The organism is Alphaproteobacteria bacterium (genome assembly GCA_016722515.1).
In the GTDB taxonomy this organism is placed as follows: domain Bacteria; phylum Pseudomonadota; class Alphaproteobacteria; order Rickettsiales; family JADKJE01; genus JADKJE01.
This window is the reverse complement of the sequence record JADKJE010000003.1, coordinates 246,961-271,779: the sequence shown is the minus strand read 5'-3', so window position 1 is coordinate 271,779 and position 24,819 is coordinate 246,961. Positions and strand designations below refer to the sequence as shown.

The window sequence follows — 24,819 nt, the reverse complement described above, 5'->3', positions numbered from 1 at the left end:
TTTATCCTTCTGCAATAAAGTTAACTTATTTCCAAAAACTGGAAGCCCTATACTATATCGTGTGATAGCCCCATGTCAATCACCATTTTCCCTTTATTTAAGAAAAAATGACAGGGGTTACGCTTTTTCCAACTCAACGTAGATTGAACTGCCCATTTCCTTGAATTTTTGGGACATTTCTGTCATTCCCTGTTCCTTTGCTTTCAACTCCTGGGTGTAAGTCCGAACATCCTGAGTAATTTTCATGGAACAGAATTTGGGTCCACACATTGAACAAAAATGAGCCACCTTAGCCCCTTGCGCCGGCAAGGTTTCATCATGATAACTACGTGCCGTATCCGGATCCAATGCTAGGTTAAACTGGTCGTCCCACCTAAAATCAAATCTGGCGTGACTCAAGGCGTTGTCACGCATTTGTGCTCCAGGATGGCCTTTAGCCAAATCAGCTGCGTGAGCCGCTATTTTATAAGCAATCACCCCCTGTTTAACATCTTCACGATCTGGCAACCCTAAATGTTCTTTAGGAGTTACATAACACAACATCGCCGTACCATACCAGCCAATCATTGCCGCACCAATAGCCGAAGTAATATGATCGTAACCTGGAGCAATATCCGTTGTTAAGGGGCCAAGCGTATAAAAGGGAGCTTCCGCACAATGCTCAAGTTGTTTTTCCATGTTTTCTTTAATAAGGTGCATCGGCACATGCCCAGGACCTTCAACGATAACCTGGCAGTCACGCTCCCAAGCACGCTTGGTTAATTCACCAAGGGTTTCAAGTTCAGCAAATTGGGCCGCGTCATTAGCATCAGCAATGCACCCTGGACGCAGTCCATCTCCCAATGAGAATGTAATATCATAGGCGCGCATAATTTCGCAAATATCATCAAAATGAGTATAAAGGAAATTTTCCTGATGATGGGCAATACACCATTTTGCAAGGATTGAGCCACCACGTGACACAATACCGGTTACCCGATCCGCCGTTAAAGGGACATAACGCAGGAGAACCCCAGCATGGATGGTAAAATAATCCACCCCCTGCTCCGCCTGTTCAATCAACGTATCTCGAAACACATCCCAGCTAAGGTCTTCCGCAATACCACCTACTTTTTCTAAAGCCTGATAAATAGGCACTGTACCAATAGGGACTGGAGAATTGCGGATAATCCATTCACGCGTCGTATGGATATTTTTACCCGTAGAGAGATCCATTATCGTATCAGCCCCCCAACGGCAGGCCCACACCATTTTTTCGACTTCTTCTTCAATGGATGAGGTAATCGCAGAATTGCCAATATTGGCATTAATCTTAACCGCAAAATTACGTCCGATGGCCATAGGCTCAATTTCGGGGTGATTCACATTTACAGGAATCACGGCACGCCCCCGTGCGACTTCCTGTCGAACAAACTCAGGCGTAAATTTTTGTGGCAAAGCAGCCCCAAAGCTATGTCCGCCCTTACTGTTTGCCTCTAGCTTGTCTTTATAACCAAGATTTTCTCGCAGGGCCACATACTCCATCTCTGGCGTAATAATTCCTTTTTTAGCATAATAAAGCTGAGTCGCAGACTGGTTGTTTTTTGCACGAACACAGCGGCGGCGATGCCCAGGGAACGACATGGCCTGGCCATGTTGAAACCCTGTTCCCGTATATCCGTTATCTTCAGGCTTAATCTGACGGCCTTCATAACTTTCAATATCACCTCGTGCCATAATCCAGGCCTCGCGCTTGGGAAGCAAGCCTTCATAAACATTGACTTCAACGGCAGGATCTGTATAGGGACCCGAGGTATCATAAACCCGTACTGGTTCCAATCCTGGCACCGATAAGCTTACTTCCCGCATGGCAACTTGGATATCAGGAAAAAGTGCACCCTCTACATGAATTTTTTGTGAGGCTGGAAATGGATCCGTACTAATACGGATTTTATTTTCTTTAAGCTGGCCTTGGCTTTCGTGAGCTGGTGATACAGACATAACAGACCCTTGATTAATGAGCCCCTATTCTAACATTATTTCGTTTGCATGAAAAGAGGTTTAAACGAAGCAATGAATCCGATAACCATCACGCTCCATCCACTTCATTCAGGCTGTGTAATTTGGCAGAGGAGCATGAGTCGCGAAACGTAACCGATCACAGGAGAGTGTCACGAATGGGTTAACGAAAGGGATTGAATCCATTATTAATGTATATTTAACTTAGATTTTCTACAATGATATTAGGGATGAAAACACAGTGGGTACCGTTAAGACGTGCCTGCCTTTTTGTCGGATGCTGAATCGTTTATGTCTTCCTTGACAGGAGAAAAGCCATAGAGTAGTACTCAATAAAGATTAAGTGGATTGATAACCTATGTTCACCGGCCTTGTCCAATCTATCGGTACCGTTTTATCTGCAACCCATAATACCCATGGCTCTTTGTTGGTTATCCTGTCGAACCTTGATCCCAAACATTTACAGCTTGGAGCATCTGTTGCCTGTAATGGCGCCTGCATGACTGTGGTCAATTATCAGCAGCATATGAATGCCTTTTCAATCGAAGTTTCACCAGAATCAGTCAGCCGTACGACACTTGGTAACTGGAAAGAAGGCACGCGTATTAACCTGGAATCCCCCTTGGCAGCTGGTGATCCCCTAGGCGGACATATTACATCGGGACATGTCGATGGCATTGCCAAAGTCCATCAGATCAACCCTCGGGGCGATCATTATGACCTCATGCTTGACATTCCTAAAGAATATCTCCCTTATGTCGTCGAAAAAGGTTCGTTGACGGTTGACGGCTGCTCCCTCACCGTCGCTGGGATTGAAAACACACTCATTCGTATTGCGGTGATTCCTCATACCTGGAATCACACCATTATTCATACCTATTCCCTTGAAACAAAAGTGAATATTGAAGTGGATTTGCTGGCTCGCTATGTGGTCCATGCCCTTTCCTATTTAAAAAGTGATACGTAAATTATCATCAGACGCTGGACAGCTGATGATTTTTAGTTCTATTATTAATTTATCATAAACTTTCTTCCACTATGCTGGGGTTACCTTTTTTGAGGTTTTCATATTGGGATAAGAGGACACACATGCCTATTTTTCATGCACCGATTCGCGACTATCTATTTCTTTTACAAGAATATTTTGATCTTTCATCGTTAAACGACATTACCGGTTTTAAAGAGCTTAGCCCCGACTTGATCGAGTCGATTGTGCAAGAGGGTGGCAAATTTTGTGAAGAAGTGCTTTTCCCTCTTAATCAAGTAGGGGATAAACATGGCTGCACCTTTGATAATGGAAAAGTAACCCTGGCTCCGGGATTTAAAGAAGCTTATGAAGCCTATACCCAATCAGGATGGAGCTCTTTTACCTGTGATCCTGCATTTGGTGGTCAAGGCTTACCGAATGTCATTAATATGCCGATGATCGAAATGATCTGTTCTGCTAATTTAGCATTTGGTATTATTCCTGGACTATCACACGGTGCCTATAATGCGCTTGCAGTACATGGAGACGAAACGTTAAAGCATGTTGTATTACCTAAACTGACCAGTGGTGAATGGACCGGCGTTATGTGCCTTACCGAACCACAATGTGGCACTGACCTTGGTCTGATTACCACCCGTGCAGAACCTCAACCCGATGGTAGTTATCGCTTGTTTGGAGATAAGATCTTCATTTCAGCCGGCGAACATGATGCCGTTGGTAATATTGTCCACATGGTACTAGCAAAATTACCAGACGCACCTGAAGGTGTGCATGGCATCAGCCTCTTTTTGGCTGGCAAAAATGATCTGGATACGAACAAGCCAAATGGCATAACCTGTACTTCCATGGAAGAAAAAATGGGGATACATGGCACTCCGACCTGTGTGATGCATTATGAAAATGCTAAAGCCTACATGGTTGGCATCCCACATAAAGGCTTGCGTGCCATGTTTACTATGATGAATGAAGCCCGCCTGTATGTGGGAGTTCAGGGGTTAGGGCTTGCCGAAGTTGCGTATCAAAATGCCGCCCAATATGCCAAAGAACGTTTACAAGGCAGAAGTTTAAACGGCAAAAAATATCCAGAGAAATCCGCTGATCCTATCGTTGTGCATCCCGATGTACGCCGAATGCTACTGACGATGCGCAGCTTTGTTGAAGGTGCGCGTGCTCTTGTTTTGGATATTGCTTTGCAACTGGACATCAGCAAGCATCACCCTGATAAATTAGTTAAAGCTGCTGCCGACGATTATGTACAATTAATGACACCAATCCTGAAAGCTTATTTAACCGACAAAGGATTTGAAGCAGCCAATCTTGCAATGCAAGTGTATGGTGGGCATGGTTATATTCGTGAATCAGGAATTGAACAATACTCACGTGACGCCAGAATTGCTCAAATCTATGAAGGAGCTAATGGCATTCAGGCACTTGATTTAGTTGGTAGAAAATTACCGCGTAATACCGGGCGTTATTTAAGAAGTTTTTTCCACCCCATAACTCAATTTATTAATTCACATCGCGATACCCCAGAAATGGCTGAGTTTAATAAACCGCTTTATCAAGCCGTTACCAGCCTTCAGCAAGCCTCTTTATGGATTGCCCAAAAAGGACTTACCAATCCCGAGGACGGAGCCGCAGCTGCCACTGACTATCTCACCATGTTTGGGCATGTAGCACTTGGATTTCATTTTGCTAAAATGGCTGAATTATGTTTAAACAAGCAAAAGACAAATCCCAGCAGTTTTTATCAAGCGAAACTTGCTACGGCACGCTTTTTCATCCAGAAAATATTGCCTCAACATTATGGGCTTTTAGCAACCATAACATCTGGTTCAAAGTCAATTATGGAAATGGAAGAGTCCCATTTTTAGTGGCATAAAATTAGCACTTGATATATACAATTTATTGTATAAAATACCAGAACGTTGAAGCAAAGGTTATAGTTATATTCCAACTATTTTCTGATTGCTCATACGGAACTGGCGTAGTACAATGATTTGGGTAAACCATTATGCAACAAAGCATCAAAAGATATCCCGTTATGATGTTTGATACACTAAAAATTGCAAGAAAACTAGAGAGTTCAGGGCTTGAAAAAAAGATCTCAGAAGCCATTGCCGACGTAATGAAGGAAACGATCGATCAGCAAGTCGATATCTCTGCAAGTAAACGAGATGTTAATGAATCATCTGCATTCTTACTATCGCACATGAAGGAAACGGAAACCAGCATCCGCGCAGATATGAAGGAAATGGAAACCAGAATCCGCGCAGATATGAAGGAAATGGAAACCAGCATCCGCGCAGATATGAAGGGAATGGAAACCAGCATCCGCGCAGATATGAAGGAAATGGGAACCAGCATCCGTGCCGATCTTCGGATTGAGATGAGAGACATGAAATTCGATATTATTAAATGGATAATTGGATTAGCTATCGTTCAAATGAGTAGCTTCCTTGGCATTCTAAAATTTATACATGTGATCTAGCCCCATCAAGGACCTTGCCCATTCCCTTGTTTTCTGATATAATCACGAACAAGGTAATAATGATTATCATTATTATACATTGATTTGAAGGATGCAACGATGCTCTCTACTGCCCTTATTATTTTTCGCGAAGTGTTTGAAATTATGCTTATTCTAAGCGTGGTTATCGCCGCCACCAAGGATATGGTAGGTCGGCAGAAATGGATTTATATCGGTATCGGAGCCGGCATTTTGGGATCAGCTATTGTTGCTTTCTTTACAGATCGTATCGCCAACCTGGCTTCAGGCACTGGGCAGGAGATTTTTAATGCAGGTATACTTTTTACAGCATCCCTTTTTATCGCCTGGACTGTTTTATGGATGCAAAAACATGCACGACATATAAAAACACAATTTCAACTATTAGGGGCCGACATTCGAGATGGCAACACCCCCTTTTATGCCCTTTCGATTGTGATTGCGTTAGCCATACTGCGTGAAGGAACAGAAATAGTACTCTTTACCTTTGGTATGATTGCCACAGGAGAATCCTGGCTTTCATTGTCCATTGGCTTTGCTATCGGTGTAGGATCGGGTTTATTAATAGGTGGCTTGCTTTATAGAGGTTTAATTAGTTTTTCTAGCAAATTATTCTTTCGTGGTACCAGCCTTTTGTTGATTTTATTAGTTGCCGGCATGATGTCACAAGGCTTTGGCTATTTAGTTTCAGCCGGTTATTTTGAATCTCTTTCTAGCCAATTGTGGGATAGTTCGTGGCTACTGAACGAACATGGAGCATTTGGACAAACCCTGCATGCGCTGATTGGCTACACAGCAAGACCCAGCGCTGCACAGCTTGCCGTTTACCTGACTACACTGGCAGCATTATTGACCGTGGTTAATCCTCTGGGAATTCAGCTAAAGCGTAAACAACAGGCTAGCTAACGACTTCCTGGTCTTTTATGTAGGCTTGAATATCCACCACAGCATTAATAATATCCCAGGCATTCTTTTGATAGAGTTTTGCTGCTTCCTGGAATTGATACCAATGGCTGTGCGTATATCCCGTGCGATCTTTCCATTCATAGGTCATATGTTGTGCCCCCTGTGCTTGATCCCGACCTGGAATCACAACATATTTAAGTTTAACGGCTTCTTTAAACCAAGCATTCTTGTCATAGGTAGGGATAGTTATGCTTCCAAACTCAGGATTCAAGCCTAAGGTCTGATACGCCGCAATGCGCACCTGCTGAAGCTGGTTACCCTCATCGCGCGGGCCAATGGCGTTTAAAAGTTCGGCAATAAGGCTTCGCCCTTCATACTCCAAATCATCCTGTGACGATTGAGGAACATTATACTCTTTAAACTTATAAAAAAGATGTTTGGCCGCATCCATAAATCTTATATTATTATTGATGACTGCATACTCTGCCTTTAAGCGAGTATCTTTCCAGACATGGGCGATTTGGTCAGGCACATGGCCAGCATCTGCGTGCCCAATATCAGGGACTAAAGCTTGAGGAAACCCACTTATACCATTGATACGATCAAAGAAGCCTGAAAAATTCTGATGCGCCCAACTGTCAGCATAAGCATGGCAGGCCATACCTATGCAAAATGGATTATCTGTTGACAGAGCCCAATCCATAATTTCATTCACCAATGGGCTATTTGCAGTGGTAAGGAGAGGATTTATTTTACCATCATTACGTAAACTTGCATCTCTAACTACGCCAGGAACGAAATGAAATAATGGATAAATTTTTCCGAGCTGTCGCTTGGGTTTTAAAATATTCATGGTTTGAGTAACAATATTGCTATAATTGGAAGGTTTATCCTCATCAATTTTAAATGATTCAATGTTGTCATCAACATATTGATTTGTATAAGCAATAATATTAGCTATATCCGTAGAAAATCCGGCTCTCACCGCAATTAAATACGTTAGGTAATAATGAAATTCTATATCCATAACCCCTCTCTTTTATCACATCCGCCCTGAGCATAGCACGAATACATACACATGACTATCTCAATCATCCATTTGAAATGTTGTTTTTAAAGAAATATTCATAAAAGAATCAACAAAATCTCATTGATTTTTTTGGTATTTTTGGTAGAAGTGATTCACGGAATATTATTCCAACCTTTAATGGGGATTAGAGGAAAAAAACATTGTATCAGTATGAGGAACGTAGAGTGGCAGGAGATCAACAACCAAGCAACATTATCGTCTTGTTTGGCTTTGGAGCCATAGGAAAGCAGATATTCGCTCAATATTGTCATACGCTTAAAACATTGGAAGAACAGGGGAAAAAAACAAATCACCTACCGAAATTGGCTATCCTGGTTCCTCCAGGAGGAAAAACTATCGAACAATTATACAAGGGTATTAGTCTTGATTCAGATAACCCACTGGCTAATACACCAGGAATTCTAGTTAAATGGCATAAAGACGATTCGATCATACATCCAGCCAGTTTTGAGATGTTTATTCCATTGCAGAAGATAGATTTATATTACTCTGATACGGAAAAAAAACACGATTCAAAATACCCCGATATTAAGCCGTTATCTGCTCTCCCCAAACATGTCTCTACAATCATCACAACCTGTCAGGCACCACAGTTAGGTTCGGCTTTGCCTGCTCTTCGTTATATCGTAGAGTCCTCAACCCATAAAAATGTCAATGTGTGCCTGACCCAAAATGGGATTGCACCATGGATACCACTGTACCTCATTAAACGAGGATATAATCAAGCTATTTCATTAACGATAGACCCCAAAGATGAAATTAAAAATTTCCTTTGTGAATCAAAAGTTTATCCTGTACCCATGATCGTAAGAATGGCCTCGACACAAAGCGCAACACGGCCCATTAGTACAGCAGGCAATCATCGTAGTAAGCAATATGTCCCTTTTGTACTTGGAGGCGTTGAAGGTGTAACGCGATCCAGTTGTTCAATTGACGCAGTCGCCCAGTTTTTAGATGCTATTGGTTACACATTTGAAAAACCGTCTGATTTAATGCCCGATATCATGGCTAAACTTGCGGTCAATGCGACTATGGGACCGCTTGAAATTCTTGTTTCAGCCTTTTTGCTACACGCTGAAAAGACGGAACGGAAGGAGAGTGCAAAAGCTCATAAAATAACGTACGGTGACATTCTAGACCCAACCAATTCTGATCTCCTCAAAAAAGCTGAACCTGAATTGTTAGAAAATTTAGGAAAGATACTAAAAATATTATACGGTGAGATACAGCAATTTTCATCCAAAATAAGAAACGAGCAAAGCAACTCTGTACACGATAATGACCCCAATAAAATTTATTCAAATTATGAACAACTGATAAGTAATTGGTCTACTAAACTTAAACATTATGCCGCATCTGTATTTCAAACTTGGTTACGACAAATAAATGATCCCGCTACCCGACACATACAAACAGAGTCAGACCATCTGATTCATGCTGTAGATCAAATCGCTGATTCATTGGGACTCCATTATCCAGCAATTAAAACATTGAAAAAACATTTAACAACGGTACACAAAAGAGACTATTTAAAGATTGAAGATTTTTGTTCATCACTTGTCGAGGATTTCCGTGAATGTGTCGAACAACACATTGATTTCAACGGAGAAGATATTAACATTAGGAGTAGAAGTGTAAGTGAACCTGTAGACATCATTCTTAGTTTTCCTCCTTCCAGAAATGTGACTAGAAGCTCATCGTTCCCTCGTCCTTTCGTACACTCTGCTCCTCCGTTAGTTTCTAATTCACAAAATTTTAGCCCGAAATACACTTATTCCATAGAGTACCCCTCTAAAGAATATTCGGATACGGCAACGGCTGAAAATACTTTCCACGGAAAAGGTTTAAAGCACGAATCAAGAGCTGATTACTCCCCTAGAGCTAATCATTCTCCTAGATATGATCTGTCTTATCTAAGGCCACTCTATAATATTAAAATTAAATTCGCCATGTTACCTGTGGAAGCAAATCACTTAGAACAGCACTATAGAACCACAATATATTTGGAGCCAGCCCCTCTAGCCACACCTCCCATACAATCAAATGGTTTTGTTGAAAAACCCCCATCAATGAGCCCCAAAAGGGTCATTCATGCTATTGAAAGCTTAAAAGATATCTTTGTACAAGGTCACGAAGACTTAATTGTGTCCCCTGCAAACATAAAGGGAATAAAAATTAAACAACATGCTTTTGAAGTAATCGATGAAATATTTCTTGCAGGATTTAAAGCAACGAATGTCGATGACCTTAATATAGAAACCCCAGATCATTTCCTTTATTTCAAGATGTTATACTCAATTTCTAACAAAACGGAAAAAACTGTAAGTATAAAGATAGATCGTCAGTTATCGGAACCTCAAAAACAGCATTTTCGCGCACTCTATGTTCAATATTCAAGCCTTGTTTGCAATGGAGAGTCTATTGTTACATTTTATAATTTGAATCGCGCTCATTTAAGCCCTGCCAAAGCAATAATAGAAGTGCGTGATAAGGCTAATTTTTCTTGGATAAGTCATGCAACGCAATTGTCATCCAACCCGCGGGTTTCGTACACACGCTGTGGAGATAGGCGATGATAAAGCCGCGATCCTCTCCCTCCATAGCCCCAGCCTCTCGCTCACTTAAGCAAGAATTAATTATTATTTCTCTTATTCTGACTTCAGTCTTAGTTTTTCTTTTTGGCTATTTTGGACTGGCTTTGTATCAGTTTTATCAGGAACGCTCCTCTCTTATCCTTGCCAGAGAATCAGCGCGTATTGAGGAAGCATTTCGTTTTTCACTTGCTTCAACTAAGGATACGATGGAGCAACTCAATAAGCAAATCGTAGAAAACAACCTCAATAACAAGTTATTCAGCACATTTAAAATTGAAGATAATGCCTCTAATATGCTTTCCTGGAATATGTTTTCCTGGATCACCCCAAGTTTAAAATTAACCGTCAACAGTAAAAAGGGTATCCTGGATGCGCCAATTGATGTAAGCAGCCGTGAATATGTTCAAACGATGCAGGATCAACCCTGGACCGCTGTTTTTTCGCCTATCCCTGTAATCGGTATGGTCAGTGGTGAATATATCCTTACCTGCGGTATGGGGGCAACCCTTGATAATGGTCGTTTTGCAGGAGGCCTTATTATCGGCTTTTCGCTTGATGGAATTATGAAGCGTATTGAGACACTTATACAATCACCCGGCATTGATTTTATGTTAATAGGCACCAAGAATCTACCTGTTGCCTGGTCTAAATCGGCACAAAACTGGTCTCCATCAACTAACTTTCTAAGAGCACTTGAATTAAAGAAAAACCAGCGTCTTTATTCAGGTACGCTATCTGAAAATACCCGCATCATTCCTCAAGAATATAAATATTTTAGAGTGGCAAATTCTGATTATATTTTGGTTTTGCGCCATAATCCAGATTTTTCCTATCATGAATTATTAAATTCCTTTGTCCCCCGACTTGTTGAATTAATGATTATTTTATCATCGATTCCTCTTATTTTTTTATGGGGAAAGCATCGGGTTATCAATCCTATTATTTTACTGACAAATCATGCCCATAACCTGGCAGAGGATGAACCTACGAAAGAATTGCCTAAGTTCCAAACGGCTGAATTTCAATCACTAAGCACACAGTTGCACAACATAGCCCATTACATAGCAGAAAGGAAAGCAACTGAACTGGAATTAGTAAAGAAAACTGAAATAGCCGAGAACGCAGTTAAGGCTAAGTCTGATTTTCTTTCCTGCATTACCCACGAATTACGAACTCCCCTTAATGCTATTATTGGCTATGCGTCTATTCAAACAAAAGAATTATATGGCCCACTTGGCCATCCAAAATATTATGATTATGTCAAAGATATCCAATCGGCTGGCAGTCACCTATTAGGCCTAATCGATACTATCCTTGACTACGTACGTGCTGATGAAGGTAACCTGCAGATCCGTTATGAAGATATTGATATCGTTAAGTTATTGCACGAATCGATCACCATAGCCTTGGATATTATCGAAGAGAAAAAACTCAATATCACCATTGAAGCGGATACCAATATTCCTTATCTGATTTCAGACCGTATTCGCCTTAAACAAATTATTATTAATATTTTGTCGAATGCCATTAAATTTATGTCATCACAAAAACAAATTACGATCAGCGTTAAAATCCACCGTTCGGCCAATAAAACTCGACAATTTTTATTATTAATCAATGACAGCGGTTCAGGGATCAAAGAAGATGACATCGAACGCATCATCCACCCTTTTCAGCAAGGCGAAAGTGGTCTTAATCGCCGCTATGGAGGGGTTGGTCTTGGGCTGCCTCTATCTCAAAAATTGATAGAAATTCTAGGTGGCACCTTTTTGATCGAAAGTGTCTTTGGCGTAGGAACAACGGTTATTATCAGCTTTCCTGAAAATTTCATTAGTCCTCATCGCCCACGGTATCACGTTAGTTAATAAAATAGAAAGGAGGCCCCAAAGGGCCTCCTAGCGCATTTTGCAGGTAAAACTGTTCCATTTCATCTTGATGAATTAGATACTGTCATTGTGTGAGGTCTCTTCTTCATCATCATAGGGGAGTGCAATAGTAGGTTCCTCAAGCGGTTGAGGGGCATTTAATGAATGTTGCATTTCATAGTGAGAATATCGTTGGTCGGGGGTGACCTTTTCCGGATAATCTCTTTGTGAGACCTGCTCATTCATCATGGTTTTGCGAGGGGACTCTACGCTTGCATTTTTAACGCCCGATCTGCCATTGCAACTCAGGACATTATAGATTTGATTCAAATACTCAACACGAGCTTGGGTATTGTGAATCGTTTCGGTAGCAGTACGATACGTATGCATCGATTTAACGGGGCTCAAAACTCCACCAAAACCAATATGTTGATCTTCTTGGGCTGCTTTGTGAAAGAATTCGGCCTCATTCATCTCCAGTAATAATTCCTTACATGACAATTTCTTGTCATTCGGACTCATCACCGTTTGAGAAAACTGATAGCTTTCTTCTTCGATACGAGCTGTCTGTTTATGATTGCTAGCACATGCTGTCATGGCCAGTATCACTGAAGACAATGTTAAGATTTTTATTTTCATACCACTACCTTTTAATTGGTTTTACTTGCTTATAATTCCAATATGCCAGCTAATAATTGACAATACATTACTTAAACACCCCTCCATTTGAGGATGAATTATTTTGTTTTATTTATTTTATATTGTTTTATATTATAAAAACTTCCCTTATCTCCACTTCTGGTGAGGAGGTGTGGCCGAAGGCTGGGGTGGGGTGAAGGCAACATGCTGTCATTAAATGATTCTATTAAAAATAGAACCAAACAGCCTCAAATCTGGCAGAAGTCAGGAAAAAAGGGGCACCCACTCCTTCACACAGCCCTGGTTCTTAAGCCACCTCTTCTTCCAGAGGTGGAAATAAGGCGTATTTGGGCTACGCTTCATCGGCCAATAATTCAGTGACTACCGTAAATAAACCCTGTTCCGATACCAATCCATGATGACTATTGCCATCATTAAAGAGAACCTCTTGCGCATTACAGACATGTTTTAAGTCAAACAACGCCAATTGCACAAGTTTAGTCTTGCCAAGATGCTGTGGTTGATCGTGGATAGCTAGCGTTTTAAGACCGCGTTTAGGTGAAACATTATGCTCGGCCTTGTATCGACGAACGGTGTCGAGTACCTCAACTGTAGCCTGCCCTACGATCAGAGCCGACTCATCAGTAAAGTAATCATCACTCTTAGGCCAGGTACCACGGGCATGAATTGAACCAAGCGCTTGGTAACGATCAGCAAAAATATGGCTGTAAAGTTCTTCAGTCATATGCGGTAATACCGGGGCAAACAGCCGTAACAACGTCTCCAGGCAATGATAAATGGTTATCACGGCACTTTGTTGCATCTGGCTGGTAATGCCTTCCTGCTCAGCATAGGCCCTGGCCTTCACAAACTCTAAGTAATTATCGCAAAAATCTTTCCAAAAGAACTCTTCAATGGCGGTACGGGCAATGCAATATTCATTACGTTCAAATTCCTCTGTGGCCTTTTTAACAACAGCATGGAGGCGCGAAAGAATCCACCTATCCACCACTTCTGTAATGCACCCCTGTTGTTCATCCTGCTTCGGGGTAGAAGGTGGAGTCTGGCATTTGCTTAAGTGAATGGCAGCAAACTTGGTGGCATTCCAAAGTTTATTGGTCAGTCGTTTACCATTTTTAAGTACATCTTCCGAATAGGCAGTATCCGCCCCTAAACGTGATGTAGACGCCCAGTAGCGCACAACATCCGCGCCTTTTTCCTCAATCAAATCAACGGGCGTTACCACATTGCCCTTCGATTTGGACATTTTGGTTTTATCGGCAGCCAGGCACCAACCACTGATCATGATATTGTCCCAGGGAATCGTGTCTTGGTGGTAATGCGCTTTTACCAGCGTATAAAAGGCCCAGGTACGGATAATTTCATGTGCTTGCGGACGTAAATCAGCAGGAAATAATTTCTGATGGCGGTCACTATCAATCGCCAGCACATCAGATATTCCCCATGACGATAATTGCGGTGACACCGAACTGGTTGCCCAGGTATCCATGACATCCTGCTCGGCATTGACTTCATCGCGACTATAACCTTTAGGCAGATCGACCAATGGGTCAACCGGCAATTGGTCGATATCTGCCAATAGCACCTTACCTTCCTCACCTGCCCTTTTGGAATACCAAACAGGAAACGGCACCCCAAAGAAACGCTGGCGGCTAATGCACCAGTCCCAATTTAAGCCTTCAATCCACTGATCCATCCGTACTTTCATATAAGCAGGATGCCAGTTAATAGCCGCAGCCTTTTTAAGAAATTCTGCTTTTTGATCGAGTATTTTAATAAACCATTGCGGCGTTACCAAAATTTCTAAGGGAGCTCCGGAGCGTTCGGCACATTTAACCACGTTTTGAATGGGCACCTGTTTGAGCAACAACCCCTTTTCTTTCATCATCTCTAAGGTTTCCTCGCGAGCCTTTTTAGAAGTTAGCCCCGTAAGACGCTCACAAATGGCTTGAACGTCAGCTGCAGGATTAACCGAAGGGCTTTTGCCATTATAGGTATGCTCCATATGGCTAAGACGGCCAGTTTTATCGAGGATCACCCTTGTTTCCAGGCGGTGGGATTTCCACCAGTCAATATCCTGTAAATCACCAAAGGTACAGCACATGACCAATCCGGTTCCTTTTTCGATACTGACATGTTCATCGGCAAGGATCGGCACTTTAATGCCAAATAATGGAGTAATAGCGTATGTACCTTGCAAATGTTGATAACGTGCATCATCGGGGTGATAAAATACACAGACGCAGGCTGCTAACAACTCAGGACGGGTCGTTGCAATGATTAACGCGTCACCGGTTTCGGTTTTAAAGACGATATCATTCATTACGCTGGCTTGTTCTTTATCTTCAACATCCGCTTGAGCTAAAGCCGTACGATCGGCAGGATCCCACAAGGTTGGCTGCAATTGCCTGAATGCCCGGTCTTTACGGTAGAGGTCGATAAATGACATTTGCGAAATTTTACGGCTTCTGGCAGAAATCGTTTGATATTCCTGAGCCCAATCAACGGATAAGGCCACCGATTTGAATAAAGCGCGAAATGCCTCTTCAGCCTCTTGTACCACTTCCTGGCACAAGGTAATAAACTGCTCGCGCGGCATATCAACGGCTTTGACATTTTTGGTTTTTTCAACAAGGCGCTCAGTTGGTAAGCCATTATCATCAAAACCAATCGGGTAGAACACGTTTTTACCCTTCATACGCTGGTAGCGTGCTACGATATCTGCCTGGGTATAAGAGAATACGTGCCCCATGTGCAAAAGGCCCGACACCGTTGGCGGCGGCGTATCAATCACATAGCTATTTTGACGTGATTCAGCCTGATCCCAGGCGTAGGTTTTACGCTCATCCCAGAATTGCTGCCACTTATGCTCAACGCTTTTATGCTCGTATTTATCAGGTAAAGTAGACATGAAATAACCCAGTTCTTTATATGTTTAATAACCCGGGACTATATCCTGTAAGAGCTTTAAATTCAAGGGAGTTAAAGGGCAAGCCTTCTAGCAATAAAAGCGTTTTAATTTTCTACTTTCGATTCTTTTTTTAATTCTTTTTTGGCTTTGAGTTTATTTCTAATGCCATTAGCTTTGCCCTCACGTATTTTTTGTTCTGACCGTGTCAACGATAGGCTATCCTTGGGAACATCTCTGCTGATGGTTGACCCGGCTCCAATGATTGCCCCTTCGCCAATGATCACTGGGGCCACCAAAGCCGTATTGGAACCAATAAAAGCATGGGCGCCTATGTCTGTGTGGTGTTTGTTATAGCCATCATAATTACAGGTAATGGTTCCAGCGCCGATATTGGCTCCCTCACCTACCGTACTATCACCGACATAACTGAGATGGGATGCTTTGGCACCTTTATGGAAAGTGGATTGTTTCACTTCCACAAAATTACCGATTTTAACATCGTCTTCCAAAACAGCGCCAGGACGCAACCGTGCAAAAGGGCCAACGACAGCCCCCTGGCCAATATGCGCCCCTTCGATATGCGAAAAGGCTTTAATATGGACATTATTTGCTATGCTCACTTTGGGCCCAATAAACACATGGGGCTCAATAATAATATCTTGGCCAAAATTCGTATCAACGGCTAAGGTTACCGAATGCGGATCAATCAGTGTAACGCCCTGATCCATAGCATTCAGGCGGAGACGTTGTTGAATCATTGACTCACAAAGTGCTAATTGCTGGCGGCTATTGATACCCTGGACTTCCTGTTCATGGCATTCGATATAGCTACATGAAAGCCCTTGCTCACGGGCAAGCTGCACAATATCCGTTAAATAATATTCGCCCTGGGCATTATGATTTTTTAATTGCGCCAGTAAACCCGGCAATTGCCCGGAACGAATGGCCATAACCCCCGAATTGCATAGGCTGATTGCCTTTTGTTCGTCACTGGCATCTTTTTCTTCAATAATCCCTTCCAGTGATTCCCCATGCACCAGCAAGCGGCCATAACCACTTGGATTTTCTGCCAGGAATCCAAGCACCACCACAGCTGGTTTACGGTCACTTTCCATCACCTGTAACATGCGCCTCAGCGTATTGGCATAAATTAAAGGCGTATCGCCATATAGCACCAGGACGATATCCTGTAAATGCGCCGATCCAATAGCTTTAACCGCAACATCAACTGCATGCCCTGTGCCTTGGGCTGGATGTTGGATAATGGTTGGATACGGGGCTACCGTCTTGGCTACCGCATCTCCTTCAGGACTGACAACCACATGAATGTGAGAAATTCCAAGCGACTCAACAAGTGAAACCACATGCTGGATCATCGGCTTAGAAGCCAAAGCGTGCATGACTTTAGGCAAGCTTGATTTCATGCGCTTGCCTTTACCAGCAGCTAAAATAATGGCTGTTATTCCTTTATTATGAACCTGTGCCATACCCCTACCTCTTTAGCAATATTTGTGTATTAAGTTTGTGTATTCAATTTCTGTATTAACGTCTGCGACTCCGGTTCGATTCCATATTTTGATTAATATAGAACAAACTCTCTTTCACAGGTCCACCTAAGACTACATTGCTAAAGTTAATTTTTGTTATATTGCCTGCTGAATCGGCTACTTCGATGGATTCTAACTGCATGGAAGGGTCTTTCATGGTGAAGGTAACACGGCCTTCTGTTGGATTTTTTTGTTTCACGATTGAAACAATAATTTCATCTTTGGGCTTATCCAGATAAACCACTTGAAGGTCACCTTTGAGCTCAATTTTTTTACGGGTTAAAATATTAGCCAGCGGATCATCGCTGGTGACGTGTGAGACCTGATTTAATTCTTTATCGAAGTAAGTCACACTACCGTTGCGAGCCACAATCACAACCGGAGGAACCGGACTATATTCCCAACGTAACTTACCCGGACGTGACAGATAAAACTTGCCCCCCTGTTTACTGCCATCAGGAGAGAATTGGGTAAAATCGGCGACCATCGTGGTTAAACCATTTAAATAGTGTTCAACCCGGGTGATGTCATATTGCTGACGCTCGGGTGAATAATAAATTCCCCTCACCACTTTAGGGGTGACAGGCTGTTTAATGCTCTGCACACTTTTTTTGCCACTCACTGATGTATCATTTTTGCTATTGGTTTTGATACCATCTTCGGGTTCGGATGATACTTTAGTCAATGCCTTAGGCTGCTGGGCCAAAGAAAGATTTGCCATGCTCACCATAGCAATACACGAACCCAACGTTATAAAATATTTCAACATAGTTATCCCTTAAAATAGCCAAGCACGATTGATTCATAATCATAAATGTTGGGCAACGCATTAGCAAGGGATAATCATTTCAGTCTCACTCTAGGGATTAGTTATTTTTTAGTATAACAGTGGGAACGCCTGAAGCCGCCCGAGCACATCAACTTAAATAGCTAGCCCATCCAGCAAAGGAACGCCAGAAATCTGACTTAGATGCTGGCGGTATTTTTCTACATTTTGGGGATACGTTATCCCTTTAACTATCGACAGGCTTCTTAACACCGCAAACAGATGAATATCATCTTCACTAAGCTCGCCATGCACGAATTCAAGTGAATCAATCAGCACATCCAATTCTTTCAATAATTCATCTGCCAGCCGGATGAGCTCAGGGCTGTTGGCTAAATGCTGCTGGAAACTACCAATCATCGCTTCTTTTTTAGCGATAAAATAGGCTCTTGCTTCTTGGGTAGCAAATTCTTCAAGCGGTGCTTGGACCCATCTGGGCATACAGAGTTGATACACCATTTGCCGCGACTTCGCGTACCAAGGATCTAACTTGCTATTCCCGGGCGAACTGGTCACGATTGGTTTGCCGTCCAAGGCATCGATCGTGCGGATAATATCCATACTCTCAGGCAAAAAAGTGCCATCTTCCTTCGCAAGAATTGGGACCATTTTCTTTGAAATCATCGAATGAGGTGTCGCTTCATCGTCATTGAGCAACACTTTTAATTGCACTGGAACGTTTTTTAATCCAAAAATCATCCGCGCTTTCACGCAATATGGGCAATGGTCGTATATATACAAGGTGTGCATAATGATTCCCTAAACAAACTCAGCGCCAATATGCTGATGAAAACGGCGTTTAACATGAGCCCCATGCTCATCAAACATATAAAGCCGCAACATCATGGCTGAGTTTGGTTCTTCTACCACGGGAGTGTATAATAAACTTGATGAATACACAAGTACCGCCCCTGGTTCTATTTGATACAGTAGATTACCAAATTCAGGAAATGATACGCCAAGGGGAGCGGTGCCATCTTCACTGATATTGGCGATCAGCCCAAATTGGCGATGTGCGTTAGCCGATGTGGTATTGTCTCGCTGGCGTATAACCGGATTATGTTCACTGCATTTTTCGGTTACCACATGTTCTAAATGTGTCACCTTAAAATGGAAACATTTATTCATTTCATTAAACACACGCTTGGCTAATATCTTTTTGATTTGTTCACGCAAATGCTCATCCCGCACAGGAAATTCCCTGTCAACTGCATCTCGCGTTCTGAACCTTAAGCCTGTCAAAATCATTTTAGCGGCCTGTTCCTGCCCTTGATGACTAGCGGATAAACCAAATCGCAAACGCGATTCTAATACCCTAGGCAGTAATAATATTGGTGCACTTAAAGCGATTTTCTCCTGTTTGGTTTTAGCCTGAACCTCTGCTTTTAAGAGCGATTCCAGCGTGCTCACACAGGCATCTGGATCCGCCAATGAGATGAGATGCAATACCCTGAGGAATGGATCACTCACCACACAAAAGCGCCTATAGGATAAGGGCTGCTGTGAGACTGGATCAAATTCACCATCAGTCGCGCCCATTCTGGCACTCATGTTTCCATCAAAATCGGCAACACAAAAGAGATGGTCGTCTAATTCTGTGCTGGTTGACCATAATGAATCACGACGGTCGCAGCTAATAAATACCGGTGCAAGCGCCTGGGACTTCCATAATTCACTTTGATTAATATAGTCAATGATACGCCGGCTTTTAGCATCCCTGAGCGCACCCAAAAAGAACATAACGACAAAACGCCCCCCTAATTTCTGTAACGAAAAAGGTTGGCCAGTTAACAAGTTTCCATTAAACCACGGAAGTGGATCCCCCATCAGCAGCATCGCATCCCCCTTACGAATAAGCCTCTATTCAACTACTATATAATGTGTCATAGCTCTTGTTTACGACCATGATCTAGTAGAGCATACCAGATTAAAAAATTCTTGTCTCGTTTTTTTATCCGAACGAAATAAACCAAGCATGTGGCTGGTTTGCATCACAACATCCGACTTATGGACACCGCGCGTTGTCATACATTGATGACTCGCTTCGATTACCACGCCTACGCCTCGTGGCTGCAGCACTTCGTTGATCGTGTTAGCGACCTGGGCCGTTAGTTTTTCCTGGATCTGCAAACGCTTAGAAAACGCCTCAACCACACGTGCCAACTTACTGATACCCACCACTCGTTGACTAGGTATATAAGCAATATGCGCACGGCCAATAATGGGAACCATATGATGCTCGCAGTATGATTCGATACGAATATCACGCAGCAAAATCATCTCATCATAATCCTCAACTTCTTCAAAGGTACGTTGCAAGAGCGTTTTGGGATCTTCATTGTAACCGCAAAAAAATTCTTCATAACTTTTGGCCACCCGGCGTGGGGTATCGATAAGGCCTTCACGGTCTGGATTATCGCCAGCCCACAGAATAAGCGTACGGACTGCTGCCTCCGCCTCTTGGCGAGTTGGACGGATAATATCGTCACTTTTATTGGGGGCTAAGGTATCGGCTAGTTTAAGTGCGTGAGCTTTCATGGAAGGATTCCTGCTAGGTAAATAACACCTATACCAACCTCAATTCCAAGCACAGGGCACTAGACATCCAGCCGCATAGGTGGGCTGATTGTAGCACATTTTTAAGAAAATTACACCCCTTCAGAGATAATATTCAACAAAGAAGTAAGCGATGGTATGGATTCTTCCAACCTGTTCTTAATAATATGGCTTGTTAATTTTTTACGAAAATCCGCCGGCTTAAGACCAGGGTTAGCAATCACAAAATCAACCAGTAGCTGCAGTCCATCATAGAGGTTATCCGGCAATTTAGACGTTTGGTACAAGAGTTTAAACCCTTTATTTCCGCCGTCCCTAATCAAACGCTTAGCATTAGGAAATGGAATACCAGCCAAGCGCGACATAGCCGCTTCAAAGAAATTCAAATTTCCGTAACAAAGTGAACGAATCGTCAGTGATGGGGTCAAGCGTTTCTGCTGATAAAGATAACTGACATAGTCAAATACCTGTCTTGAATCGTGGGTTGCCACTTTAGCCAAAATGGTATTTTCATTGGATTTTTGTTGAGAACTTATCACAGGCTTAGCCGTCCGCGGATATTGCTTCATCAACTGTTCTTTTGATTCTTCTGCTACCACAACATAGAGTTTATCAACCAATGTTGAACTTAAATCAGTCCTTTCACAGAGATACTCAACCAAACTCGGATAACGGTTTGATTGCTTTAACACAGCATAAAAAGTCTGGTCATTAATGTGGGCATTCTTATTTCCAAGTAATGTTTCTGATACTTCGGGATTATCTTTGGCAACCAGTTCATGTGACAAATCAAACCCAATATCCTCTCTTCTAGCTATGGCTCGCAGTGACCCCGTTTTATCGATTTTATGAACAAACTGTAAAAGGTCATCTTGAGTCAAAACAGGTGAATATTCCAGGATAGGTAAACTCACTTGATCTTCATCATCTTCTGCCAGTAACAAGGCTAGATCATGCGGCAAATATTGCGAAGAACTTAAATGGGTCGATACAGCGGCCCTTACCTTCACTTCATCCTTGGCACTTAAACGTAGAATATCTTCTGCTAAACCGAGCTCTTGAGAACCAAAAGCCGATGAATTAAGGCAATCAGCCAATGTACGAATCATATTTATCTTATGTTCTTGATTAGGAACAAGTTTTAGTTTTTTTGTTGCCTCTAATAAATGTGCCGAAACCATATGATGCCTCCTCGAGTCGTTTTATTACTTATAGCACGAAGGTTTTAATAGGTCGTTAACGCCTGAATGCGCTACCCACACCAACTCAGATTCAGGCGAATAGGGATGAATCTAGCCTCTTCCCAGAGCACTAGTGTCCAATATGCAAGAGCTTGATCTAAAATAATTATTTTGCTCCACTACCACATTCCGTTATCCTCAGCCCACGGAGCAGGAATCTTAGATGGGTAACGTCAAACTAACCCGTGTCCCGCCAAGTGTACTATCGTCCATGCGAATGGTTCCACCGTGGCTGGTGACGATATCTTTAGCAATAGCCAGACCTAGACCAACACCAGAATGGTTTAAATTACGTCCCGGCTCTAACCTGTAAAATGGCTTAAACACATTGATGCGCTCTAGCAAAGGAATGCCTGGACCATTATCATCAATATGGAGATGAAGATGCGTGGTGGTTAGATATCCAGATAGATGGACTTCTGTGCCAAACCGTACCGCATTATCCAGAATATTAACGATAGCCCTTTTGACTGATTGTTCGCGGATGGTTAAATGGATATCAGGAATCTGCTCTATACGAATTTTACTGGGATGATTTTCATAAGTAGTGATAATTTGCTGTATAAAATTCCTGACAATGACCTCAACTGGCTGCTCCTCACCTGCTCCTTTAGCAAACTCCAAATACTCCTGTATCATATGTTCCATGTCTTTAATGTCTTGTTTCATCGATGACACCGCTTCAGGAAATGTTGGTTCAAGCAATGCAAGCTGTAGCGTAATACGCGTTAAAGGTGTACGTAAATCATGCGATACGCCAGCAAGTAATTCGGTTCGCTGTGTCACCATGCGTTGAATACGATGCTTCATTTTCAGAAAAGCTTCTGCGGCTTTTCTGATTTCAATCGCACCTTGAGGGATAAACCATCCCACCTCCAACCCCCGGCCAAATTGATCGGCCGCTTCTGCCATACGCCGTATAGAGCGCACTTGCGTTCGTAAAAACATGAGTGAAATAACCAACGTCAATATCCCTACTCCAACCACCCATTCAATAAAAATATACGTGGTCGAGTTGGTTAAACGTTTGCTTGAAGCCGTAATTATCAGCTTTGATTTAGGCAGCAGTACCGACACAACCACTGTTTTTTGTTCATCAACTAATTGAATCGTGAAGGGGTAATTAAATCTTGCTTTCAGTACTTGTGACAAAAGTTGTATATGATATTTTTCCTGAAGACTGGCCGATTGATTATCAACATGCGCCAGTTGCACAGGATTATCTAACCTAATCCTCAATCCCAAATATTCTTTAGCTTTAAAAATAATTTCTTTATATTTAACTTCAGAAGAATCATGTAACTCATTGACTACAAAAGCAACTTCCCCTCCCAATGAATGTGCCATATGCTGACTGACTGTACTCCAGTGCCTGGCATAAAACATGTAGCTGGCAACCAGTTGCACAATGATGGCTGGCACGACGATAATCAGGAAAAACCGTCCAAATAACGTTAAAGGTAATAGTTTTTTAAAACCATTAAAGAACTTGCGCATAAAGAACATATCCCTTGTTACGGACGGTTTGTAGGTGAATAGGGTTTTTAGGGTCGTCTTCCATTTTTTGGCGCAAGCGCGTGATTTGAACATCAATTGTCCGTTCATTCACCTGATTGCTGAAAGCGGCTAAATCTTCTCGACTGATAATTGTTCCAGGTTTTTTAGCCAAGGCATTAAGCAAGGTGATTTCTGAACTGGTAAGCGGAATACGGATACCACTTTTTTTTAAATCACCGGTTTGGATATTATAGCGTAACTCACCCATCTTAATTACGTCTTCAGAAACGTGGAATGGAACTACCACACGCTTTAGAATTGTCCTTATTTTGAGTACCAATTCTTTGGGCTCGAACGGTTTAGGTAAATAGTCATCGGCACCTGATTCATACCCCAGAATACGATCCGTAGTTTCACCCATAGCGGTTAACATGATGACCGGAATCTGATTGTGCTGCTGGCGGATAGAGCGCGTAAACTCAAGACCTGTTTCTCCCGGCATCATCACATCCACGATCATCAGGTCACACATAAAAGATTCCATTACCTCCCTGGCCTGCACCGCATCGTTAGCAAGCGATACGAAAAAACCCTGTTCCTGAAGGTACTTCCCCAGGAGCTGGCAAATCTTGATATCGTCATCAACGACCAAAATGTGATAAAGGCCCTTTTCTACCATTGCATCTTTCTCATGAAGGCTTTAATATATTGTCACTCTAAGATAAGGAATTTTATATGCTTATACAACCTTTTGATGATCGTGACGGCTATATTTGGTACGATGGCAGCCTTGTTGAATGGCGCAAAGCCACCGTACACGTGTTAAACCATGGGCTACATTATGGTAGCGCCGTGTTCGAGGGTTTGCGCGTCTATGATTCCAAGGCATTCAAATTGCGTGAACATAGTGAGCGCCTGCTTAAATCGGCTGAACTTCTGGGGTATAGCATCCCTTATACCGCCGATCAAATTGATGAAGCTACCCATGAAATCATCAAAGCTCAGTCGATCACGGATGGTTATGTTCGCCCTATAGCATGGCGCGGCAGCGAAAAAATGGCTATTTCTGCGCAACATAACAGAATCCACCTGGCTATCGCTGCGTGGCCATGGCCTCCTTATTTTGCTAAGGAACTTCATGAAAAAGGAATTAGCTTACGACTAGCCACCTATCAGCGCCCGAGTCCTAAAACAGCCCCCACTGCCAGTAAAGCAGCTGGACTGTATATGATCTGTACCATCAGTAAGCATGAAGCTGAACGCGATGGTTACCATGATGCATTAATGCTGGATTACCGTGGTTATCTGGCAGAAGCCACGGGCGCAAACCTCTTTTTGGTTATCGATGGCGAAATCCATACGCCGATTGCCGATTGTTTCCTGGATGGCATTACGCGCCGTACGGTCATTGATATTGCCCGTAAACGCGGTATTAAAGTCTATGAGCGCCATATCCTTCCCGAAGAACTTGCTAAAGCCCAGGAAGTTTTCTTAACCGGCACAGCAGCAGAAATCACCCCAGTGGGTCAGATTGACGGCTTTGAAAAACCGTTTATTTTTAAACCTTCTGCGGTTACGCATCAGCTGGTTGAAGATTATCATCAGCTGGTTCGCTCCTAGGTTATACATGT

At 42.5% G+C, this 24,819-nt stretch carries 19 protein-coding genes; 7 read left to right on the top strand and 12 right to left on the bottom strand.

Annotation, left to right across the window (positions count from 1 at the left end; all coding sequences use genetic code 11):
* Positions 1-117 precede the first annotated feature (117 nt).
* A complete protein-coding gene (gene thiC / locus IPP74_09835) occupies positions 118-1,980 on the bottom strand; it encodes a phosphomethylpyrimidine synthase ThiC (protein ID MBL0319566.1) in 1,863 nt (620 codons plus the stop codon).
* A 376-nt stretch (positions 1,981-2,356) separates the two neighbouring features.
* Here thiC and IPP74_09830 point away from each other — a divergent pair, with 376 nt between their 5' ends.
* The 4 genes from IPP74_09830 (at position 2,357) to IPP74_09815 (ending at position 6,401) form a co-directional block, all read left to right on the top strand.
* Complete coding sequence (locus tag IPP74_09830) at positions 2,357-2,965, top strand: riboflavin synthase (protein ID MBL0319565.1); 609 nt, start codon at positions 2,357-2,359, stop codon at positions 2,963-2,965.
* 122 nt (positions 2,966-3,087) lie between these two features.
* Entirely contained in the window at positions 3,088-4,860 is a 1,773-nt protein-coding gene (locus IPP74_09825; protein MBL0319564.1) for an acyl-CoA dehydrogenase C-terminal domain-containing protein, read from the top strand.
* Positions 4,861-5,030: 170 nt separating this feature from the next.
* Positions 5,031-5,477 (top strand): DUF1640 domain-containing protein, encoded by a 447-nt coding sequence (locus IPP74_09820; protein MBL0319563.1) that lies wholly within the window; start codon positions 5,031-5,033, stop codon positions 5,475-5,477.
* Between the two features lie 99 nt (positions 5,478-5,576).
* On the top strand, positions 5,577-6,401 hold the full coding sequence (locus tag IPP74_09815) for an FTR1 family protein (protein MBL0319562.1): 825 nt from the start codon (positions 5,577-5,579) through the stop codon (positions 6,399-6,401).
* On the opposite strand, the gene IPP74_09810 is transcribed toward IPP74_09815, so the two are convergent.
* Positions 6,394-7,428 carry a hypothetical protein gene (locus IPP74_09810; protein MBL0319561.1) on the bottom strand — a complete coding sequence of 345 codons (1,035 nt, stop codon included), beginning with the start codon at positions 7,426-7,428 and terminating at the stop codon, positions 6,394-6,396. The genes IPP74_09815 and IPP74_09810 overlap by 8 nt on opposite strands.
* A gap of 227 nt (positions 7,429-7,655) precedes the next feature.
* On the opposite strand from IPP74_09810, the gene IPP74_09805 reads away from it, so the two are divergent.
* Together IPP74_09805 and IPP74_09800 are read left to right on the top strand one after the other, a co-directional pair.
* Positions 7,656-10,067 carry a hypothetical protein gene (locus tag IPP74_09805; protein ID MBL0319560.1) on the top strand — a complete coding sequence of 804 codons (2,412 nt, stop codon included), beginning with the start codon at positions 7,656-7,658 and terminating at the stop codon, positions 10,065-10,067.
* Entirely contained in the window at positions 10,064-11,950 is a 1,887-nt protein-coding gene (locus IPP74_09800; GenBank protein MBL0319559.1) for a hypothetical protein, read from the top strand. Before IPP74_09805 ends, IPP74_09800 begins: the two co-directional genes overlap by 4 nt.
* Before the next feature lie 75 nt (positions 11,951-12,025).
* Here IPP74_09800 and IPP74_09795 read toward each other — a convergent pair whose 3' ends face one another.
* The 10 genes from IPP74_09795 to IPP74_09750 all read right to left on the bottom strand — a co-directional run bounded on the left by IPP74_09795 (position 12,026) and on the right by IPP74_09750 (position 23,867).
* Positions 12,026-12,589: a hypothetical protein gene (locus IPP74_09795; protein MBL0319558.1), complete on the bottom strand. Its 564-nt coding sequence runs from the start codon at positions 12,587-12,589 to the stop codon at positions 12,026-12,028.
* Between the two features lie 352 nt (positions 12,590-12,941).
* Positions 12,942-15,521: a valine--tRNA ligase gene (locus tag IPP74_09790; protein MBL0319557.1), complete on the bottom strand. Its 2,580-nt coding sequence runs from the start codon at positions 15,519-15,521 to the stop codon at positions 12,942-12,944.
* 104 nt (positions 15,522-15,625) lie between these two features.
* A complete protein-coding gene (glmU, locus tag IPP74_09785; protein ID MBL0319556.1) occupies positions 15,626-17,008 on the bottom strand; it encodes a bifunctional UDP-N-acetylglucosamine diphosphorylase/glucosamine-1-phosphate N-acetyltransferase GlmU in 1,383 nt (460 codons plus the stop codon).
* A 55-nt stretch (positions 17,009-17,063) separates the two neighbouring features.
* Positions 17,064-17,837: an outer membrane lipoprotein carrier protein LolA gene (locus tag IPP74_09780; protein MBL0319555.1), complete on the bottom strand. Its 774-nt coding sequence runs from the start codon at positions 17,835-17,837 to the stop codon at positions 17,064-17,066.
* A gap of 153 nt (positions 17,838-17,990) precedes the next feature.
* A complete protein-coding gene (grxB, locus tag IPP74_09775) occupies positions 17,991-18,644 on the bottom strand; it encodes a glutaredoxin 2 (GenBank protein ID MBL0319554.1) in 654 nt (217 codons plus the stop codon).
* 9 nt (positions 18,645-18,653) lie between these two features.
* Positions 18,654-19,730 (bottom strand): hypothetical protein, encoded by a 1,077-nt coding sequence (locus IPP74_09770; protein MBL0319553.1) that lies wholly within the window; start codon positions 19,728-19,730, stop codon positions 18,654-18,656.
* A 60-nt stretch (positions 19,731-19,790) separates the two neighbouring features.
* Positions 19,791-20,432 (bottom strand): GTP cyclohydrolase I FolE, encoded by a 642-nt coding sequence (gene folE / locus IPP74_09765; protein MBL0319552.1) that lies wholly within the window; start codon positions 20,430-20,432, stop codon positions 19,791-19,793.
* 110 nt (positions 20,433-20,542) lie between these two features.
* A complete protein-coding gene (locus tag IPP74_09760) occupies positions 20,543-21,631 on the bottom strand; it encodes a DUF2336 domain-containing protein (protein MBL0319551.1) in 1,089 nt (362 codons plus the stop codon).
* Positions 21,632-21,850: 219 nt separating this feature from the next.
* A complete protein-coding gene (locus IPP74_09755; GenBank protein MBL0319550.1) occupies positions 21,851-23,188 on the bottom strand; it encodes a HAMP domain-containing histidine kinase in 1,338 nt (445 codons plus the stop codon).
* Positions 23,172-23,867, bottom strand: coding sequence for a response regulator (locus IPP74_09750; protein ID MBL0319549.1), 696 nt, complete (start codon positions 23,865-23,867; stop codon positions 23,172-23,174). Before IPP74_09750 ends, IPP74_09755 begins: the two co-directional genes overlap by 17 nt.
* 56 nt (positions 23,868-23,923) lie before the next feature.
* Between IPP74_09750 and IPP74_09745 the strand changes: the two genes are divergently transcribed.
* Entirely contained in the window at positions 23,924-24,808 is an 885-nt protein-coding gene (locus tag IPP74_09745; protein ID MBL0319548.1) for a branched-chain amino acid aminotransferase, read from the top strand.
* Positions 24,809-24,819 lie beyond the last annotated feature (11 nt).

What these genes read in the sequence shown, in the direction of transcription:
- thiC (MBL0319566.1), bottom strand. Translation starts at nt 1,980, where the DNA reads ATGTCTGTATCACCAGCTCACGAAAGCCAAGGCCAGCTTAAAGAAAAT.
- IPP74_09830 (MBL0319565.1), top strand. Translation starts at nt 2,357, where the DNA reads ATGTTCACCGGCCTTGTCCAATCTATCGGTACCGTTTTATCTGCAACC.
- IPP74_09825 (MBL0319564.1), top strand. Translation starts at nt 3,088, where the DNA reads ATGCCTATTTTTCATGCACCGATTCGCGACTATCTATTTCTTTTACAA.
- IPP74_09820 (MBL0319563.1), top strand. Translation starts at nt 5,031, where the DNA reads ATGATGTTTGATACACTAAAAATTGCAAGAAAACTAGAGAGTTCAGGG.
- IPP74_09815 (MBL0319562.1), top strand. Translation starts at nt 5,577, where the DNA reads ATGCTCTCTACTGCCCTTATTATTTTTCGCGAAGTGTTTGAAATTATG.
- IPP74_09810 (MBL0319561.1), bottom strand. Translation starts at nt 7,428, where the DNA reads ATGGATATAGAATTTCATTATTACCTAACGTATTTAATTGCGGTGAGA.
- IPP74_09800 (MBL0319559.1), top strand. Translation starts at nt 10,064, where the DNA reads ATGATAAAGCCGCGATCCTCTCCCTCCATAGCCCCAGCCTCTCGCTCA.
- IPP74_09795 (MBL0319558.1), bottom strand. Translation starts at nt 12,589, where the DNA reads ATGAAAATAAAAATCTTAACATTGTCTTCAGTGATACTGGCCATGACA.
- IPP74_09790 (MBL0319557.1), bottom strand. Translation starts at nt 15,521, where the DNA reads ATGTCTACTTTACCTGATAAATACGAGCATAAAAGCGTTGAGCATAAG.
- glmU (MBL0319556.1), bottom strand. Translation starts at nt 17,008, where the DNA reads ATGGCACAGGTTCATAATAAAGGAATAACAGCCATTATTTTAGCTGCT.
- IPP74_09780 (MBL0319555.1), bottom strand. Translation starts at nt 17,837, where the DNA reads ATGTTGAAATATTTTATAACGTTGGGTTCGTGTATTGCTATGGTGAGC.
- grxB (MBL0319554.1), bottom strand. Translation starts at nt 18,644, where the DNA reads ATGCACACCTTGTATATATACGACCATTGCCCATATTGCGTGAAAGCG.
- IPP74_09770 (MBL0319553.1), bottom strand. Translation starts at nt 19,730, where the DNA reads ATGCTGCTGATGGGGGATCCACTTCCGTGGTTTAATGGAAACTTGTTA.
- folE (MBL0319552.1), bottom strand. Translation starts at nt 20,432, where the DNA reads ATGAAAGCTCACGCACTTAAACTAGCCGATACCTTAGCCCCCAATAAA.
- IPP74_09760 (MBL0319551.1), bottom strand. Translation starts at nt 21,631, where the DNA reads ATGGTTTCGGCACATTTATTAGAGGCAACAAAAAAACTAAAACTTGTT.
- IPP74_09755 (MBL0319550.1), bottom strand. Translation starts at nt 23,188, where the DNA reads ATGCGCAAGTTCTTTAATGGTTTTAAAAAACTATTACCTTTAACGTTA.
- IPP74_09750 (MBL0319549.1), bottom strand. Translation starts at nt 23,867, where the DNA reads ATGGTAGAAAAGGGCCTTTATCACATTTTGGTCGTTGATGACGATATC.
- IPP74_09745 (MBL0319548.1), top strand. Translation starts at nt 23,924, where the DNA reads ATGCTTATACAACCTTTTGATGATCGTGACGGCTATATTTGGTACGAT.